The organism is Pseudomonas sp. SDO5532_S415, from assembly GCF_054071155.1.
This window is the reverse complement of record NZ_JBSVWS010000034.1, coordinates 1-17,498: the sequence shown is the minus strand read 5'-3', so window position 1 is coordinate 17,498 and position 17,498 is coordinate 1. Positions and strand designations below refer to the sequence as shown.

Here is a 17,498-nt window from a genome sequence, read left to right as displayed (position 1 = left end):
CGCGAAAGCGTATTGCGCCACGCCATCTCCTCCATGACCGAACCACGGCCCCATTCTGCCAAATCACCACTGGCACACCTCCCGCGGACAGTCCCCTCCAGAGCCAATCCTGCCTTTTTCCGGCAGGATGAGAAGTGGTGCGCACCCGTCTTATAAATGAAACACCGCCCTCGGCTATACTCCCCCGCATTTCGAATTACCCCCGAGGACAGCCTGTGAAGAACTGGACGTTGCGCCAACGCATTTTGGCGAGTTTTGCAGTCATCATCGCCATCATGTTGCTGATGGTGGTCGTTTCCTACTCGCGGCTGTTGAAGATCGAAACCAGCGAAGCAAGCGTGCGCGAGGATGCGTTGCCGGGGTTGTTTTACAGTTCGATGATTCGCGGCGCCTGGTCCGACAGTTATCTGCGGATACAAGCCAAGCTTGGCCTTGAAGAAGGGCAGGGCTTCAACAATGAGGATGCCGCGGACTTCAAGGGGTATTCCGCGCGCCTGCAAGAGCAGATGGAGCTTTATCGCCAGACCATCACCGACGATGAAGACCGGACCGAGTACGCCGCGTTCCAGAAACTCCACGAGGAATACCACCGGATTCTGGCCGCCGTGATTGAGTTGCATAAACGCAATCAGGATGCCGATGCCATCAAGCTGTTCAGAGAACAGCTGACGCCGGCCTGGACGGCGGGTCGAATGAAGGTCAATGACATCCTGCTGCATAACAAGTCCGTGGCCGACATGGATATTGCGGCCATCGACGATGCAGTACTTACCGCCAAAGTCATCATGGGCATTTCCCTGTTGATCGCGGTACTGGCCGCCGGCCTCTGCGGTCTGCTGCTGATGCGCGCGATCATGGCGCCGATGAACCGTATCGTGCAGATCCTCGAGGTGATGCGTACCGGCGATCTGAGCCGTCGCCTGAATCTGGAGCGCAAGGACGAGTTCGGCGCCGTGGAAACCGGCTTCAACGACATGATGACCGAGCTGACCTCGCTGGTGTCCCAGGCCCAGCGCTCGTCGGTGCAGGTCACCACGTCGGTTACCGAGATTGCCGCGACCTCCAAGCAACAGCAGGCCACCGCCACCGAAACCGCCGCCACCACCACCGAGATCGGTGCGACATCCCGGGAAATCGCCGCCACCTCGCGGGACCTGGTGCGGACCATGACCGAAGTCTCCACCGCTGCCGATCAGGCGTCGGTCGCCGCTGGTTCCGGGCAACAGGGCCTGGCGCGCATGGAAGAAACCATGCACTCGGTGATGGGCGCAGCCGACCTGGTCAACGCCAAACTGGCGATCCTCAACGAGAAGGCCGGCAACATCAATCAAGTGGTAGTGACCATCGTCAAGGTCGCCGACCAGACCAACCTGCTGTCGCTTAACGCCGCCATCGAGGCCGAGAAGGCCGGTGAGTACGGTCGCGGTTTTGCCGTGGTCGCCACCGAAGTGCGGCGCCTGGCCGACCAGACCGCCGTCGCCACCTATGACATCGAACAGATGGTGCGCGAGATCCAGTCGGCGGTGTCGGCCGGGGTAATGGGCATGGACAAGTTCTCCGAAGAAGTGCGCCGCGGCATGTCCGAAGTGCAGCAGGTGGGTGAGCAGTTGTCGCAGATCATCCATCAGGTCCAGGCGTTGGCACCACGGGTGTTGATGGTCAACGAGGGCATGCAGGCCCAGGCCACCGGCGCCGAGCAGATCAACCACGCGCTGGTGCAGTTGGGCGACGCCAGCAGCCAGACCGTCGAATCCCTGCGCCAGGCCAGTTTCGCCATCGACGAACTGAGCCAGGTGGCCGTCGGGCTGCGCAGCGGCGTTTCGCGATTCAAAGTCTGATGAGCGAACTCACCGCCAAACGCCCTGCCGTGAAGCAAGCGTTGCATGCGTTGTTCCTGGTGTTCCGCATCGGCAGCGAGCGCTATGCCTTGCAAGCCATCGAAGTGGCGGAAGTGCTGCCGCGCCTGCCCTTGAAGCCGATTGCCCATGCGCCGCACTGGGTGGCGGGAGTGTTCGCCTGGCGTGGCGCGGTGGTGCCGGTGATCGACCTCAGCGCGCTGACCTTTGGCACGCCGGCCCGGGCGCGCACCAGCACTCGGCTGGTGCTGGTGCATTACCGTGCGGATGAACGTACGCAGGCGCATTTGCTCGGGCTGATCCTGGAACAGGCCACCGACACGTTGCGCTGCAACCCTGCGGACTTTCAGCCCTACGGGCTGGACAATCCCCGGGCACCCTACCTCGGGCCTGTTCGTGAAGATGCGCAAGGACTGCTGCAATGGGTGCGGGTCGCCGATCTTCTGGACGATCAGGTGCGTGCATTGCTGTTTCCGTCACCACCGTTTGATCCGGCGCTGATAGAGGAATTGTCATGAGCAGCGATCAGCGGTTTTTCGACTTTCTCAAGGAACGTATCGGCCTCGACGTGACGTCGGTCGGCCCGGCAATCATCGAGCGCGCGGTGCGCCAGCGCAGCACCGCGTCCCAGGTGCAAACGGCCGACGAATACTGGCGCACCTTGCAGGGCTCCCGCGACGAGCAACAAGCGCTGATCGAGGCGGTGATTGTCCCGGAGACCTGGTTTTTCCGTTACCCGGAATCCTTCGCGACCTTGGCGAAGCTGGCGACCAGGCGCCTGGCCGACATCAACAACATGCGTGCCCTGCGAATTCTCAGCTTGCCGTGTTCCACCGGCGAAGAGCCGTACTCGATTGCCATGGCGCTGCTGGATGCCGGGTTCAAGCCGCACCAGTTCAAGGTCGAAGGCATGGATGTCAGCCCGATGTCGGTGGAAAAGGCCCGGTGTGCGCTCTACGGCAAGAACTCGTTTCGCGGCCAGGACATCGCTTATCGCGACCGCTATTTCACTGCCGAAAACGACGGCTATCGCCTTAGTGCTCGGGTGGTGGAGCAAGTACGTTTGCAGGTCGGCAATCTGCTTGACCCAGGCCTGCTCGCCAATGAATCGCCCTATGACTTTGTGTTCTGTCGCAATCTGCTGATCTACTTCGACCTGCCGACGCAAAAACAGGTGTTCGAAGTCCTCAAGCGTCTGACCCATCTCGATGGCGTGCTATTTATCGGCCCGGCCGAAGGCAGTCTGCTGGGTCGTCTGGGCATGCGCTCGATCGGCATCCCGCAATCTTTTGCCTTCAGTCGCCAGAGTGCCGTGGACCCAGAGCCTGGGCCGGCATTCGCTGCTACGCACATGTCTACACCGAGACCGGTGCCCTTGCCGGTGCCGCAACCGGTGCGCAACGGTGTGCCGCCACCGGTCGCCAGGCGCCCGTTTGCGAACATTGCGCGGCCCGCGCCTGCGGCGCAACCGGGTGGTTCCGATGCCGCCGCACTGCTGGCGAATATCGCCGCGCTGGCCAACGAAGGCAAAAGTGCCGAGGCCCGTGCCGCTTGCGAGATATACCTGCGCAGCCATGAGCCCGTGGCCCAGGTGTTTTACTGGCTGGGGTTGCTCAGCGATGTCGCCGGCAGTGCCCTGGAGGCCCAAGGCTTTTATCGCAAGGCGTTGTACCTCGAACCACAACACCCCGACGCGTTGATGCATCTGGCCGCCTTGCTGCAATCCCAGGGCGACACCGTGGGTGCCAGACGATTGCAGGACCGCGCCGCCCGCAGCGAGCGCGCCGCCGACAGTGAGCGTAAACGATGATCGCCTCCGACACCTTTAGCGTCACCCATGAAGATGCCCAGGCCATCGACGATTGCTGGAACCGCATTGGTATCCGTGGCGACAAGTCCTGCCCGCTGTTGATCGAACACATTCATTGCCGCAATTGCGCGGTGTACTCGGCCGCCGCGACGCGCTTGCTGGATCGTTACGCGTTGCAGCAGGAAGATCGCGCTCACCTGTCCGCGTCGGTGGAAAGCGAGGTGAAAACCCGCTCGTTGCTGATGTTCCGCCTCGGCGAAGAATGGCTGGGGCTGGCCACACGCACGCTGGTGGAAGTGGCGCCGCAGCAGGCTATTCACTCGCTGCCGCACCAGCGATCCCGGGCCTTGCTCGGGGTGGCGAACGTACGGGGGGCGCTGGTGGCGTGCCTGTCGCTGGTGGAGTTGCTGGGGCTCGACGGCGCCAGCACCGTGCCCTCCGGCACGCGGATTATGCCGCGCATGTTGATCATCGCCGCCAATGGAGGGCCGGTGGTGGTGCCGGTGGACGAAGTGGACGGGATTCACGCTATAGATGAGCGCACCCTCGAGGCGGCGTCGCGCTCCGGCACCCAGGCCAGTACCAGATACACCCGTGGCGTGCTGCCCTTCAAAGGTCGCAGCCTGCGTTGGCTGGATGAAGAACAGTTGTTGTCCGCCGTGACCCGGAGCCTGTCATGACCCCCGAACAAATGCGCGATGCCTCTTTGCTGGAACTGTTCAGCCTGGAAGCCGAAGCCCAGACCCAGGTGCTGAGCGCGGGCCTGCTGGCGCTGGAGCGCGACCCGACCCAGGCCGATCAGCTCGAATCGTGCATGCGGGCGGCGCACTCACTCAAGGGCGCGGCGCGGATCGTCGGTGTCGATGCCGGGGTCAGTGTTGCCCATGTCATGGAGGATTGCCTGGTCAGCGCTCAGGAAGGGCGGCTGTACCTGCGTCCCGAACACATCGATGCGTTGCTGCAAGGCACCGATCTGCTGATGCGCATCGCGACACCGAACAACGCGCCGGAGCCTGCGGTCATCGAAGCGTATGTTGCCCTGATGGCACGCTTGCTCGATCCGGCTGCCGCTGCCATGCCCACCATCGCAGCGGCCACGCCGCTGATGGCTGAGCGGCAACTGGAAGCGCCCGCGCCAAACGTTGAAGAGCCCGTCGCGGTCGTCGAGCCGCTGCCTGGCGAGTCGGTGGCCGCGCCGAAAAAGACTCGACGCACCGCCGAAAACGGCGAACGCGTGCTGCGGGTGACGGCCGAGCGGTTGAACAGCCTGCTCGATCTGTCGAGCAAATCCCTGGTGGAAACCCTGCGGCTCAAACCGCACCTGGCCACCATGCAGCGTCTCAAGCGCATGCAAAACAATGGGCTGCGGGCGCTGGAAAACCTCAACGTCCACCTCAAGGATCATGCCCTGAGCCTCGAAGCCCGGGAAGCCCTCGATGACGCGCGCCGGTTACTGGCCGAATCCCAGCAATTGCTGGTGGAGAAAAACGCCGAACTGGACGAATTCGCCTGGCAGGCCGGCCAGCGCGCACAAGTACTGTATGACACGGCCCTGGCCTGTCGCATGCGGCCGTTCGCCGATGTGTTGACCGGACAGGTGCGGATGGTTCGTGACCTGGGCCGCAGCCTCGGTAAACAGGTGCGGCTGGAGATCGAGGGCGAGAAGACCCAGGTCGACCGCGACGTGTTGGAAAAGCTTGAGGCTCCATTGACGCACCTGCTGCGCAATGCAGTCGATCATGGCATTGAAACCCCACAGCAGCGGCTGTTGGCCGGCAAACCGGAAGAAGGGCTGATCCGCTTGCGCGCCTCCCATCAGGCCGGGTTGCTGGTGCTGGAACTCAGCGATGACGGCAATGGCGTCGATCTGGAAAAGGTCCGCCGCAGCATCATCGAACGCCAGTTGTCGCCGCCCGAGACTGCCGCGCAGTTGAGCGAAGAAGAGCTGCTGACCTTCCTGTTCCTGCCGGGTTTCAGCCTGCGCGATACTGTCACCGAAGTCTCCGGACGCGGTGTCGGCCTGGACGCGGTGCAGCACATGGTCCGTCAGTTACGCGGTGCGGTGCTGCTGGAGCAGACGGCGGGCGAGGGCAGTCGTTTTCACCTCGAAGTGCCGCTGACCCTGTCGGTAGTGCGCAGCCTGGTGGTGGAAGTCGGCGACGAGGCCTATGCCTTCCCGTTGGCCCACATCGAACGCATGTGCGATCTGGAACCGGCGGATATCGTGCAGGTCGAGGGGCGCCAGCATTTCTGGCATGAAGGCCGCCACGTCGGGCTGGTCGCCGCCAGCCAGTTGTTGCAACGCCCGGCGAGCCAGGGCAGCCAGCAGACCCTGAAAGTCGTGGTGATTCGCGAGCGTGATGCGATCTATGGCGTGGCGGTCGAGCGCTTTATCGGTGAGCGGACCCTGGTGGTGCTGCCGCTGGACGAGCGACTGGGCAAGGTCCAGGATATTTCCGCCGGGGCCCTGCTCGACGACGGTTCGGTGGTGTTGATCGTCGATGTCGAGGACATGCTGCGCTCGGTGGACAAACTGCTCAACACCGGGCGTCTGGAGCGCATTGCCCGGCACGGTAACCAAGCCGCTGAAGCAGCCCGCAAGCGGGTTCTGGTGGTGGACGATTCCCTGACCGTGCGCGAATTGCAGCGCAAGTTGTTGCTCAACCGCGGCTACGACGTGGCCGTGGCGGTCGATGGCATGGATGGCTGGAATGCCCTGCGTTCGGAGGATTTCGATCTGCTGATCACCGACATTGACATGCCGCGCATGGACGGTATCGAACTGGTGTCATTGCTGCGTCGGGACAACCGCCTGCAATCGCTGCCGGTGATGGTGGTGTCCTACAAGGATCGTGAAGAGGACCGCCGTCGTGGACTGGACGCCGGAGCCGACTATTATCTAGCCAAAGCCAGTTTTCATGACGACGCCCTGCTCGATGCAGTGGTTGAGCTCATAGGAGGAGCGCGGGCATGAAAATCGCAATCGTCAACGACATGCCCATGGCCGTGGAGGCCTTGCGTCGCGCACTGGCGTTCGAGCCGGCGCATGAAGTGATCTGGGTCGCCGGCAACGGCAAGGAGGCGGTGCAGAAATGCGCCGAGCAGACACCGGACCTGATCCTGATGGACCTGATCATGCCGGTGATGGACGGAGTGGAGGCAACTCGGCGGATCATGGCCGAAACGCCCTGCGCCATCGTCATCGTCACGGTTGATCGCCAGCAGAACGTGCACCGGGTCTTCGAAGCCATGGGCCACGGCGCCCTGGATGTGGTCGACACCCCGGCCCTCGGTGCGGGCAATGCCCAGGAAGCGGCGGCACCGTTGTTGCGCAAGATCATGAACATCGGCTGGCTGATCGGCGATAAGGGCAAGCAGGCCCCCAGCGCACCGAGCCCGCTGCGCAGTTCGGCTTCGCGCCAGCGGCTGATCGCCATCGGCTCCTCCGCGGGCGGGCCGGCGGCGCTGGAGGTCTTGCTCAAGGGCCTGCCACGGGATTTTTCCGCCGCCATTGTGCTGGTGCAGCATGTCGACCAGGTGTTTGCCGCCGGCATGGCCGAATGGCTCGGCAGCGCCAGTGGCCTGAACGTACGCCTGGCCAAAGAAGGTGAAATGCCGCAAAGCGGCACCGTGTTGCTGGCCGGCACCAATCACCACATTCGATTATTGAAAAACGGCACGCTGGCTTACACCGCCGAGCCGGTCAACGAAATCTACCGGCCCTCGATCGATGTGTTTTTCGAGAGCGTGGCCAGTCACTGGAACGGCGATGCGGTCGGCGTTTTGCTCACCGGCATGGGGCGCGATGGCGCGCAGGGGCTTAAACTCATGCGCCAGCAGGGCTACCTGACCATTGCACAAGACCAAAACAGCAGTGCGGTGTATGGCATGCCAAAGGCGGCTGCGGCCATCGACGCCGCCGTGGAAATACGCCCGCTGGAAAAGATAGCGCCACGATTGCTGGAGATCTTTCCAAAATGACCACTCTTGGCAGCAATCCTGGCACAGGCAGTTCTCAGGTGAACGCACATGAATGAATTACAGCTCGACGACTTCAAGACTGACGAAAATGCCGCCATGGTGTTGTTGGTGGACGATCAGGCGATGATCGGCGAGGCAGTACGGCGTGGGTTATCGAACGAAGAAAACATCGACTTCCACTTTTGCGCCGATCCGCACCAGGCCATTGCCCACGCGGTCCGCATCAAGCCGACGGTGATCCTGCAGGACCTGGTCATGCCCGGTCTTGACGGTCTGAGCCTGGTGCGCGAATACCGCAATCATCCGGCGACCAAGGACATTCCGATCATTGTCCTGTCGACCAAGGAAGACCCGCTGGTCAAGAGCGCGGCGTTTGCCGCCGGGGCCAATGATTACCTGGTAAAACTGCCGGACAACATCGAACTGGTGGCGCGCATTCGCTATCACTCACGCTCCTACATGACGTTGTTGCAGCGTGATGCGGCGTACCGCGCGTTGCGGGTCAGCCAGCAGCAGTTGCTCGATACCAATCTGGTGCTGCAACGGCTGATGAACTCCGATGGCCTGACCGGGCTGTCCAATCGCCGGCATTTCGACGAGTACCTGGAGCTGGAGTGGCGCCGCTCGCTGCGTGAGCAGAGCCAGTTGTCGCTGCTGATGATCGATGTAGATTACTTCAAGACCTACAACGACAGCTTCGGCCACCTGGAAGGTGACGAAGCCCTGCGCAAGGTCGCTGCAACGATCCGTGACGCCTGTGCCCGACCATCGGACCTGCCGGCCCGTTACGGCGGCGAAGAGTTCGCCCTGGTCTTGCCCAATACCTCCCAGGGGGGAGCGCGGCTGGTGGCGGAAAAACTGCGAATGACCGTGGAGGCATTGCAGGTTCCGCACATTTCCCCGACCGAAGGTTCAAACCTGACCATCAGCATCGGCCTGGCGACTATCACGCCGAAAGCGGGCAGCCATTGCCGGGAATTGATTTCGGCGGCGGACAAGGGGCTGTACCTGGCCAAGAACAATGGGCGCAATCAGGTGGGGATCGGTTGATCCCCATAGCCTGAACGGCGACGCAGAACCTAATGTGGGAGCGAGCCTGCTCGCGAATGCGGTACATCAATCAACAGAGAGGTTGAATGTGCTGCCCTCTTCGCGAGCAGGCTCGCTCCCACGGTTGATCTGCGTTGTTGCTGAAGCCCGGCTTTTCAGCCAAGCGGACTGCCGTTCGCGGCTGTTTACCGTTATACTCGCCGGCTTTCAAAAGTTCGCCTACGAGTGCTGCCCGCCATGGAAATCAACCCGATCCTGAACACCATCAAGGACCTGTCCGAGCGCTCCGAAACTATTCGGGGGTATCTTTGACTACGATCAAAAGCATGAGCGTCTGATCGAAGTCAATCGCGAGCTTGAAGATCCGGGTGTCTGGAACAAGCCTGAATACGCCCAGGAGCTGGGCCGCGAGCGTGCTGCGCTGGCGCAGATCGTCGAGACCCTGGACGAGTTGTCCGGTGGCCTGGCAGATTGCCGCGACCTGCTGGACATGGCTGTCGAAGAGAACGACGAAGGCGCAGTGGGCGATGTGGTCGCCGAACTGACCCGCCTCGAAGAGAACCTTGCCAAGCTGGAATTCCGTCGCATGTTCAGCGGCGAAATGGATCCGAACAACGCCTACCTGGACATCCAGGCCGGCTCCGGCGGTACCGAGGCCCAGGACTGGGCCAACATCCTGCTGCGCATGTACCTGCGCTGGGCCGACAAACGCGGTTTCGACGCGACCATCATGGAGCTGTCGGCCGGTGAAGTCGCCGGGATCAAGGGTGCCACCGTGCATATCAAGGGCGAGTACGCCTTTGGCTGGCTGCGTACCGAGATCGGCGTGCACCGTCTGGTGCGCAAGAGCCCGTTCGACTCCGGCAACCGTCGCCACACCTCGTTCTCCGCTGTTTTCGTCTCGCCGGAGATCGACGACAAGGTGGAAATCGAGATCAACCCGGCGGACCTGCGGATCGATACCTATCGTTCCTCCGGTGCCGGTGGTCAGCACGTAAACACCACCGACTCGGCCGTACGTATCACCCACGTACCGACCAACACCGTGGTCAGCTGCCAGAACGAACGCTCCCAGCACGCCAACAAGGACACCGCCATGAAAATGCTGCGGGCCAAGTTGTACGAGCAGGAAATGCAGAAGCGCAACGCCGCTTCCCAGGCGCTGGAAGACACCAAGTCGGATATCGGCTGGGGTCACCAGATCCGTTCGTACGTGCTCGATGCGTCGCGAATCAAGGATCTGCGCACCAACATCGAACGCAGCGACTGCGACAAGGTGCTCGACGGCGACATCGACGAATACCTGGTGGCCAGCCTGAAATCAGGGCTCTAAGCCGTCAGTCCGACCTCAAGTCCCCTGCCATCGGTGGGGGCAACGAACCTGTGATGGAATATTTAAAGACATGAGCGACCTACAACTCGACCCGCAAGCCCTGCAACAGGAAGAAAACTCCCTGATCGCCCTGCGCAAGGAAAAGCTTGCTGCCGAGCGCGCCAAGGGCAATGCCTTCCCCAACGACTTCCGTCGCGAAAACTACTGCGATGCACTGCAGAAACAGTACGCGGACAAGACCAAGGAAGAGCTGGCAGAGGCGGCGATCCCGGTCAAGGTTGCAGGTCGCATCATGCTCAACCGTGGCTCGTTCATGGTGATCCAGGACATGACCGGGCGCATCCAGGTCTACGTCAACCGCAAGACCCTGTCCGAAGAAACCCTGGCCGCGGTGAAAACCTGGGACATGGGCGACATCATTGCCGCCGAAGGCACCCTGGCCCGTTCCGGCAAGGGCGACCTGTATGTGGAAATGACCAGCGTGCGCCTGCTGACCAAGTCCCTGCGCCCACTGCCGGATAAGCACCACGGCCTGACCGATACCGAGCAGCGCTACCGTCAGCGTTACGTTGACCTGATCGTCAACGAAGACGTGCGCCAGACGTTCCGCGTGCGTTCGCAAGTCATCGCCCATATCCGCAGCTTCCTGATGAAGCGTGACTTCCTGGAAGTGGAAACGCCGATGCTGCAAACCATTCCGGGCGGCGCGGCAGCCAAGCCATTCGAAACCCACCACAATGCGCTGGACATGGAAATGTTCCTGCGTATCGCCCCTGAGCTGTACCTCAAGCGTCTGGTGGTTGGCGGTTTCGAGAAAGTGTTCGAGATCAACCGCAACTTCCGTAACGAAGGCGTTTCGACCCGTCACAACCCTGAATTCACCATGTTGGAGTTCTACCAGGCTTACGCCGATTACGAAGACAACATGGACCTGACCGAAGAGCTGTTCCGTGAACTGGCGCAGCTGGTTCTGGGCAGCACCGACGTGCCGTACGGCGACAAGGTGTTCCACTTCGGCGAGCCGTTCGTGCGCCTGTCGGTGTTCGACTCGATCCTCAAGTACAACCCGGAGTTGACCGCTGACGACCTGAACGACATCGACAAGGCTCGTGACATCGCCAAGAAGGCCGGTGCCAAGGTGCTGGGCTTCGAAGGCCTGGGCAAGCTGCAAGTGATGATTTTCGAAGAACTGGTCGAGCACAAGCTGGAGCAGCCGCACTTCATCACCCAGTACCCGTTCGAAGTCTCGCCGCTGGCCCGCCGCAACGACGAGAACCCGAACGTCACCGACCGTTTCGAACTGTTCATCGGTGGTCGTGAAATCGCCAACGCCTACTCCGAGTTGAACGACGCGGAAGACCAGGCCGAGCGTTTCATGGCGCAGGTGGCCGACAAGGACGCCGGCGACGATGAAGCCATGCACTACGACGCCGACTTCGTTCGTGCGCTGGAATACGGCATGCCGCCGACAGCCGGTGAAGGGATCGGCATCGACCGCCTGGTGATGTTGCTGACCAACTCACCGTCGATCCGCGACGTGATCCTGTTCCCGCACATGCGGCCGCAAGCGTAAGTGTTTCAAATTAAAAAAACCGCCTGAAATGGGCGGTTTTTTATTGCCTGTCTGGTACAAACGTATCAAATGGTTACTTTTGAAGTAGAGAGAGGAATTCCCGTCGTGAAGCATGCATTGGCTCAAGAAGGTGCAGCGGGTATCGCCACTGCGGTCGCTGAAAGTGTTCAGTACCAGGGTCGCAAGGCCAGCCGGCAGGGCAGCGAGCAGCGTCGACAGGAGATTCTCGATGCCGCGATGCGCATTGTCGTGCGCGACGGCGTGCGTGCCGTGCGTCACCGGGCGGTGGCCGCCGAGGCTGGCGTCCCGCTGTCGGCCACCACCTACTACTTCAAGGACATCGATGACCTGCTCACCGATACCTTCGCCCAGTATGTGGAACGCAGCGCGGCCTATATGGCCAAGTTGTGGGTGAACAACGAAGGCCTGCTGCGGGACATGATCGCCAGCGGCGATGGCAGTGCGCAGGCGCGTTCGAAGCTGGCCGACGACATTGCGCGTCTGATGACCGACTATGTTCACCGACAACTGGTCACCCGTCGCGAACACTTGATGGCCGAGCAGGCGTTCCGCCAGGAGGCGCTGCTGAACCCGCGCCTGGCCGAGTTGGTGCGTTCGCACCAGCAAATCCTCCTGCAGGGCTCCTGCCAGCTTTTTCAGGTATTGGGCTCGCGCGAGCCACAACAGGATGCCAAAGTGTTGACGGCTATAATCGGACGGATGGAATATCAGGGCCTGCTCAACGACGCCGAGCCGGCCGCCGAAGAGGAAATGCTCGGCATACTTACGCGTTATATGCATTTGGTGCTGGCTTCGGTTTAATCCCGATGTGGAGGCTAACCTCTGTGGGAGCGAGCCTGCTCGCGAATACGGTCTGACATTCAACATCTCGTTGCCTGACACTCCGCTTTCGCGAGCAGGCTCGCTCCCACAGGATAAGTGGCCACTTCAGGTGGGTGTCTGTTCAAAGGGAGTGTTGAATGAAAGCCTGGCGTGTCGTAGTGATCGCCTTGTCGTGCCTGCTGCTCAGTGGCTGCCTGGTGACTTTCAAGGAGCCGCTGCCCACGAGCGAGCCGGCGCCCAAAGGGTTGCTCGGCAAATGGACCAGCACCAATGCCTGGGGCGAACCGCTCAACCTGGAACTGACCCGCGTCGGCGTCAATCGCTATCAGGCGGTCAGCTACTTCCGGGCCAAACCCAGGGAACGCGAAGCCTATCCCTTCACGGTGTCACGCCATGGCAGCCGCTGGTATCTGTCGGCGAAGGTGCCGGCGCAGTTTGGCGGGCATTACACCATTGCCGGGTTTGAACTCACCGACAAGCATGAACTGGTGGTGTACAACCTCGACCTCGACCAGATCAGGCAGGCCCTCGGGCAAGAAGCGCTCAGTGGCGAAGGTTTTCAGACCGACGATGGCGATGGCGTGCTGATCGACAGCCATATGGATCATGTCTCCGCTTACCTCGACGACCCGGCCAATTCCGATGTGTTCGTCGAAGCGGTACGCTATCAGCGTCAGGCCAAGGCCAAATAATCCAGCACATTAGGGTTTCAACAGGAGTTTCGGGTGGACGATTACCAGCAGTCGATACGCATTTTGTCCGATCGCATTGTGCTGGCGCAGACGCCGATCCGCGTCCTCGATGCGGTCAAGTGGGACGACAATATCCGCAAGGGTTTCCTCAAGGCCAAGGGCAAGGAAATGCCGGCGGTGGACCGTGATTATTACCTCAACCGGCCACTGTCGTTCGACTCCAGCAAAGTGAAGCTGGAGTTCCAGAACATCGAGCGCGACATCACCCGCCAGCTCGGCCAGTTCAACCCGGTCGGCCAGATCATGCGTCGCATGTGCAAGGAATACCGGATGGTGGTGCGCATGCTCGAAGCGCGCGGCACCGAGGATTTCGGCCTGATTTCCCAGGAATTGTATGGCGCCGCCTCCGACGCGTTCCACGCCGGTGACCCGACGCTGTCCGACCTGGGCCTGATGCTGTCCGATTACCTGAACAACATCGACGGTCGTGGCGACCTCAAGGATGAACCGAAAATCCTCACCGCCAAGGATGCCGTCAGCATGCTGCAACACCGGTTGAGCAAGGTGTTTGGCGAGGCCGAGGAAACCATTCGGGTGTTCGAGTCCGACGGGATCGTTGCCGATGCGGCGGCCGGTGCCGACTACATCAAGATCCGCACCGATGCGATGTTCAACGAGCGTGACGTGCGCGCCCTGGAAGTCCATGAAGGGCTGGTGCATGTCGGCACAACACTCAACGGCCTGAACCAGCCGATCTGCACTTTCCTGTCCAAGGGGCCGCCCTCGTCGACGGTGACCCAGGAAGGCCTGGCGATCCTGATGGAAATCATCACCTTCGCCTCTTACCCCAGCCGCCTGCGCAAGCTGACCAACCGCACCCGCGCCATCCACATGGTGGAGGAGGGCGCCGACTTCCTGCAGGTGTTCGAGTTCTTCCGCGAACAGGGTTTCGAAATGCCCGAGAGCTACAGCAACACCAGTCGCGTCTTCCGCGGTTCGGTACCGACAGGTCTGCCATTTACCAAAGACTTGTCCTACCTCAAGGGCTTTATCATGATTTACAACTACATTCAGTTGGCCGTGCGCAAAGGCAAGCTGGAGCAGATACCGCTGCTGTTTTGCGGCAAGACCACCCTGGAAGACATGCGTACCTTGCGCCAGTTGGTGGATGAAGGCTTGGTAGTGCCACCCAAGTACCTGCCGGAACAGTTCCGCGACATGAACGCGCTGTCGGCGTGGATGTGCTTCTCCAACTTCCTCAACCACCTGAGCCTGGACCGGATCGAGGCGGACTACTCCAACATCCTTTAATAGCGACGAGATCCCCTGTGGGAGCGAGCCTGCTCGCGAATGCGGTGTACCAGTCAACATCAATGCTGAATGACATACCGCTTTCGCGAGCAGGCTTGCTCCCACAGGGTTTTGTGTTTACCCCCTTATTTCGCGAGGTTTCAACGGATGAGAATCCTCGGCATCCTCTGCATTCTCCTGGCCTTGAACGGTTGCAGTTCGCTGCTGTTCTACCCCGAACCCGGCCAACTGTTCACCCCGGAAAAAGCCAAGCTCGAATACCGCGACGTCACCTTGACCACCGCCGACGGCCTCAAGCTGCATGGCTGGTGGTTGCCGGCGAAAAAAGGCGTCGAGGTCAAAGGCACGGTATTGCACCTGCACGGCAACGGCGGCAATTTGCCGATGCATCTGGGCGGGAGTTGGTGGCTGCCCAAGCAGGGCTATCAAGTGCTGCTGGTGGATTATCGCGGTTACGGCTTGTCCGAAGGCGAACCGAGCCTGCCGGCGATTTATCAGGACATCGACGCCGCGTTCAAATGGCTCGACCAGGCGCCCGAGGTCAAAGGCAAGCCGCTGATCCTGCTCGGCCAAAGCCTCGGCGGCTCGATGGCCGTTCACTACCTGGTTCAACACCCCGAGCGGCAGAAACAACTCAAGGCGGTTGTGCTCGATGGCGTGCCCGCCAGTTACCGCAGCGTCGGCCGCTATGCGCTGAGTAACTCCTGGGTGTTCTGGGCATTTCAGGTGCCCCTGTCATGGCTGGTGCCGGACGGCGACAGCGCCATCAACTCCATGGCCCGGCTCAACGGTGTGCCGAAACTGATCTACCACAGCATCGACGATCCGATCGTGCCCCTTTCCAACGGCATCCGTCTGTATCAAGCTGCGCCGCCGCCGCGCGTGCTGCAACTGACCCGAGGCGGTCATGTGCAGACGTTTGCCGACCCGGTCTGGCGCAAAGTCATGCTGCGCTATCTTGAAGACCCGCAGCATTTCGACGGTCTGCGCCGCCTGGGTGAAATCCCCAACTATCCGGCAACCAAAAATTCTGAAGATGAACCACCAGAGAGTCCGCAATGAGTGAAGAACGTAACGCCATCCCGCTGATCATCACCGGTATCTGCAGCATCCTCGGCACCGTCGGTGCCCTGTGGTGGTACGGCTACCTGCACTTCGCCAAGCCTGAGGATGCGTTGCTGCTCAACGAATTCACCATGCTCAAGACCGTACCGGGCGAAGACTACAAAGTCTCCCTGGAACCGGCGGCGCAAGTGGCGCAGTGCATTGACGGGGTGCTGGTGCTGTTTGATACCGAGCAGAAAGGCCTGACTGGCGTGCTGATCAACGACCGCAAGAAAGCTGTGCGTTGCATGGGGCAGGAGACGCCGCAGAAGCTTGAGCAATAAACCGATTTGCACAGGCAACACAGAACCAATGTGGGAGCCAGCCTGCTGGCGATAGCGATTGAGCATTCAACATTGATGTTGACTGATGCACCGCTATCGCCAGCAGGCTGGCTCCCACAGGTTTTTGTGTGATAACGACTTATTGGGTGTAAGAACTCACCGCCGACCGCGGCATAACCGGCTGATTATCATTGGAAATGGTCACTTCCACCCGGCGGTTCTGCGCTCGGCCCGACACGCTGGTGTTATCCGCTACCGGGTATTCCTTGCCGTACCCCTGGGCAACGATACGCGCCGGATCGACGCCCATCTTCACCAGTGCCGTGCGTACGGAGCTGGCGCGGCGTTCCGAGAGTGACTGGTTGTGCGACGCCGTACCGGTGCTGTCGGTATAGCCTTCGACGATCGCTTTGCGGTCGGGGTTTTCCTGGAGGTACTGCGCCAGTTTGTTGATGTTCATCAGACCGTTGGATTTCAGCTCGGCCTTGTCGGTGGCGAACAGCACGTCACCGAAGGTTACCAGCGTGCCGCGATCGGTCTGCTTGGCATTCAGGCTGTCTTGCAGTTGTTTGATCTGCTGGTCACGAGCATCCAGCCGCGCCTGTGCCCGTTGCGCCGAAGCGTTTTTCAGGTTGGCTTCCGCAGTGCGCAGGGCGATGGTCTGTTTTGCCACTTCCACACGCTGGTTAGTCAAATACGCAAGCTGGTCGACCTTGGCCTGATCTTCTTTATCCAGATAAGCCTTGTCGGCCTTGTCCAGGTAATCGCTGGCTTCCTTGGTTTCCAGTGCCGCGACTTTGCTCGCCTGCGGGTTGGCTTGCAGGCCGCTGTAGTTGCTGCGGGCCTGTTCCAGGTTGGCGTTGGGTGGCGTGGAACAGGCAGCCAAAGCAACACTGGCGGCCAGCAGGGCAGGGATCATCAAATGTTTAGAGTTCATCATGGTTTCGTCCTTTTAAGTCGAGTAAGAAATACGTCGTGCCGCGCCGTTATTGAACGGTGCGCTGGCTTTCCTGACGCAGTTCCTGCACCCCCTTCTGGGAGTCCTTGACAGCCTGTTCGGCTTTCATCGCCTGGGCCTTGCGCTCGGCGACCCGTGCGTCCCACTCAGCCTGTTCGGCGAGGGTTTTCGCTTGCGCGTACTGTTTGTCGTGCATGGCGATTTCGGCTTGTTTCAACTTGTCCTGGGCCGCTTTCATTTCCACCGCGGCGAATTCGGTGCCGCCAGCGCTCACGGCGTTGTTGACCGCTGACTCGGTCACGGCGAATTGTTCGGTGGGAGGGTTGCCGGCACAACCGGCCAGCACGAGGCTGCCGCCGATGGCCAGGGCAGCCATTTTCAGGCCATGCAGCGGGGTAAACGAGGATTTGCCAGTGCGGGTTTTCATGGTTTTCAACTCCATTGGGCTAACTCCTGAACAACTAAAAAATCCATCCTGGGCAAGGAGCCGCAACCTTCATTTTCGGGGCATTTTGAAACGGCCGTCCCAGGCGTGGTTACTGGGTTGACCCGGGGCGTTTTTTAAAAGTTCAGAGAAATTGGCCGGGCGTCGAAAAACTACTGACTGAATCGGCAGGGCTCTAGAGCGAGGATTCGACCATTGTGGGAGCGAGCCTGCTCGCGAAGGCGTACTGTCAGTCAACATTGATATTGACTGATACAA

The 17,498-nt window shown here is 60.8% G+C and carries 16 protein-coding genes; 14 read left to right on the top strand and 2 right to left on the bottom strand.

Annotation, left to right across the window (positions count from 1 at the left end; translation table 11 throughout):
* Positions 1-215: 215 nt before the first annotated feature.
* The 14 genes from ACW9HW_RS11340 (at position 216) to ACW9HW_RS11275 (ending at position 15,837) form a co-directional block, all read left to right on the top strand.
* On the top strand, positions 216-1,838 hold the full coding sequence (locus ACW9HW_RS11340; RefSeq protein ID WP_095197135.1) for a methyl-accepting chemotaxis protein: 1,623 nt from the start codon (positions 216-218) through the stop codon (positions 1,836-1,838).
* Positions 1,838-2,374 carry a chemotaxis protein CheW gene (locus ACW9HW_RS11335; protein ID WP_457399890.1) on the top strand — a complete coding sequence of 179 codons (537 nt, stop codon included), beginning with the start codon at positions 1,838-1,840 and terminating at the stop codon, positions 2,372-2,374. The genes ACW9HW_RS11340 and ACW9HW_RS11335 overlap by 1 nt, the downstream gene beginning before the upstream one ends.
* Positions 2,371-3,666, top strand: a complete 1,296-nt coding sequence (locus ACW9HW_RS11330; protein WP_095197133.1) for a CheR family methyltransferase — start codon at positions 2,371-2,373, stop codon at positions 3,664-3,666. The genes ACW9HW_RS11335 and ACW9HW_RS11330 overlap by 4 nt, the downstream gene beginning before the upstream one ends.
* Positions 3,663-4,346 (top strand): chemotaxis protein CheW, encoded by a 684-nt coding sequence (locus ACW9HW_RS11325; protein ID WP_457399888.1) that lies wholly within the window; start codon positions 3,663-3,665, stop codon positions 4,344-4,346. Before ACW9HW_RS11330 ends, ACW9HW_RS11325 begins: the two co-directional genes overlap by 4 nt.
* Positions 4,343-6,640 (top strand): response regulator, encoded by a 2,298-nt coding sequence (locus ACW9HW_RS11320; protein WP_457399886.1) that lies wholly within the window; start codon positions 4,343-4,345, stop codon positions 6,638-6,640. The genes ACW9HW_RS11325 and ACW9HW_RS11320 overlap by 4 nt, the downstream gene beginning before the upstream one ends.
* Positions 6,637-7,647: a chemotaxis response regulator protein-glutamate methylesterase gene (gene cheB, locus ACW9HW_RS11315; RefSeq protein ID WP_095197130.1), complete on the top strand. Its 1,011-nt coding sequence runs from the start codon at positions 6,637-6,639 to the stop codon at positions 7,645-7,647. Before ACW9HW_RS11320 ends, cheB begins: the two co-directional genes overlap by 4 nt.
* A 48-nt stretch (positions 7,648-7,695) precedes the next feature.
* Entirely contained in the window at positions 7,696-8,697 is a 1,002-nt protein-coding gene (locus ACW9HW_RS11310) for a response regulator (RefSeq protein WP_095197129.1), read from the top strand.
* A 237-nt stretch (positions 8,698-8,934) separates the two neighbouring features.
* Positions 8,935-10,030 (top strand): peptide chain release factor 2 gene (gene prfB, locus ACW9HW_RS11305; RefSeq protein ID WP_141233041.1). Its coding sequence is split into 2 segments (ribosomal slippage): positions 8,935-9,006 and positions 9,008-10,030, totalling 1,095 coding nucleotides; the frame shifts between segments, so codons are not numbered across the junction.
* Between the two features lie 70 nt (positions 10,031-10,100).
* The gene (gene lysS / locus ACW9HW_RS11300) at positions 10,101-11,603 is read left to right on the top strand and encodes a lysine--tRNA ligase (protein ID WP_095197128.1); all 1,503 of its coding nucleotides are present in this window, start codon (positions 10,101-10,103) and stop codon (positions 11,601-11,603) included.
* A gap of 117 nt (positions 11,604-11,720) precedes the next feature.
* Positions 11,721-12,425 carry a TetR/AcrR family transcriptional regulator gene (locus ACW9HW_RS11295; protein ID WP_256590339.1) on the top strand — a complete coding sequence of 235 codons (705 nt, stop codon included), beginning with the start codon at positions 11,721-11,723 and terminating at the stop codon, positions 12,423-12,425.
* Between the two features lie 158 nt (positions 12,426-12,583).
* Positions 12,584-13,138 carry a hypothetical protein gene (locus ACW9HW_RS11290; protein WP_095197126.1) on the top strand — a complete coding sequence of 185 codons (555 nt, stop codon included), beginning with the start codon at positions 12,584-12,586 and terminating at the stop codon, positions 13,136-13,138.
* Positions 13,139-13,171: 33 nt separating this feature from the next.
* Positions 13,172-14,449, top strand: coding sequence for a flavohemoglobin expression-modulating QEGLA motif protein (locus ACW9HW_RS11285; RefSeq protein WP_095197125.1), 1,278 nt, complete (start codon positions 13,172-13,174; stop codon positions 14,447-14,449).
* 147 nt (positions 14,450-14,596) lie between these two features.
* Positions 14,597-15,511, top strand: a complete 915-nt coding sequence (locus ACW9HW_RS11280; RefSeq protein WP_095197124.1) for an alpha/beta hydrolase — start codon at positions 14,597-14,599, stop codon at positions 15,509-15,511.
* Positions 15,508-15,837, top strand: coding sequence for a hypothetical protein (locus ACW9HW_RS11275; protein ID WP_095197123.1), 330 nt, complete (start codon positions 15,508-15,510; stop codon positions 15,835-15,837). The genes ACW9HW_RS11280 and ACW9HW_RS11275 overlap by 4 nt, the downstream gene beginning before the upstream one ends.
* A gap of 139 nt (positions 15,838-15,976) precedes the next feature.
* On the opposite strand, the gene ACW9HW_RS11270 is transcribed toward ACW9HW_RS11275, so the two are convergent.
* On the bottom strand, positions 15,977-16,774 hold the full coding sequence (locus ACW9HW_RS11270) for an OmpA family protein (protein ID WP_457399902.1): 798 nt from the start codon (positions 16,772-16,774) through the stop codon (positions 15,977-15,979).
* Between the two features lie 49 nt (positions 16,775-16,823).
* Positions 16,824-17,237: a DUF4398 domain-containing protein gene (locus ACW9HW_RS11265; RefSeq protein WP_207262546.1), complete on the bottom strand. Its 414-nt coding sequence runs from the start codon at positions 17,235-17,237 to the stop codon at positions 16,824-16,826.
* Positions 17,238-17,498: the final 261 nt, after the last annotated feature.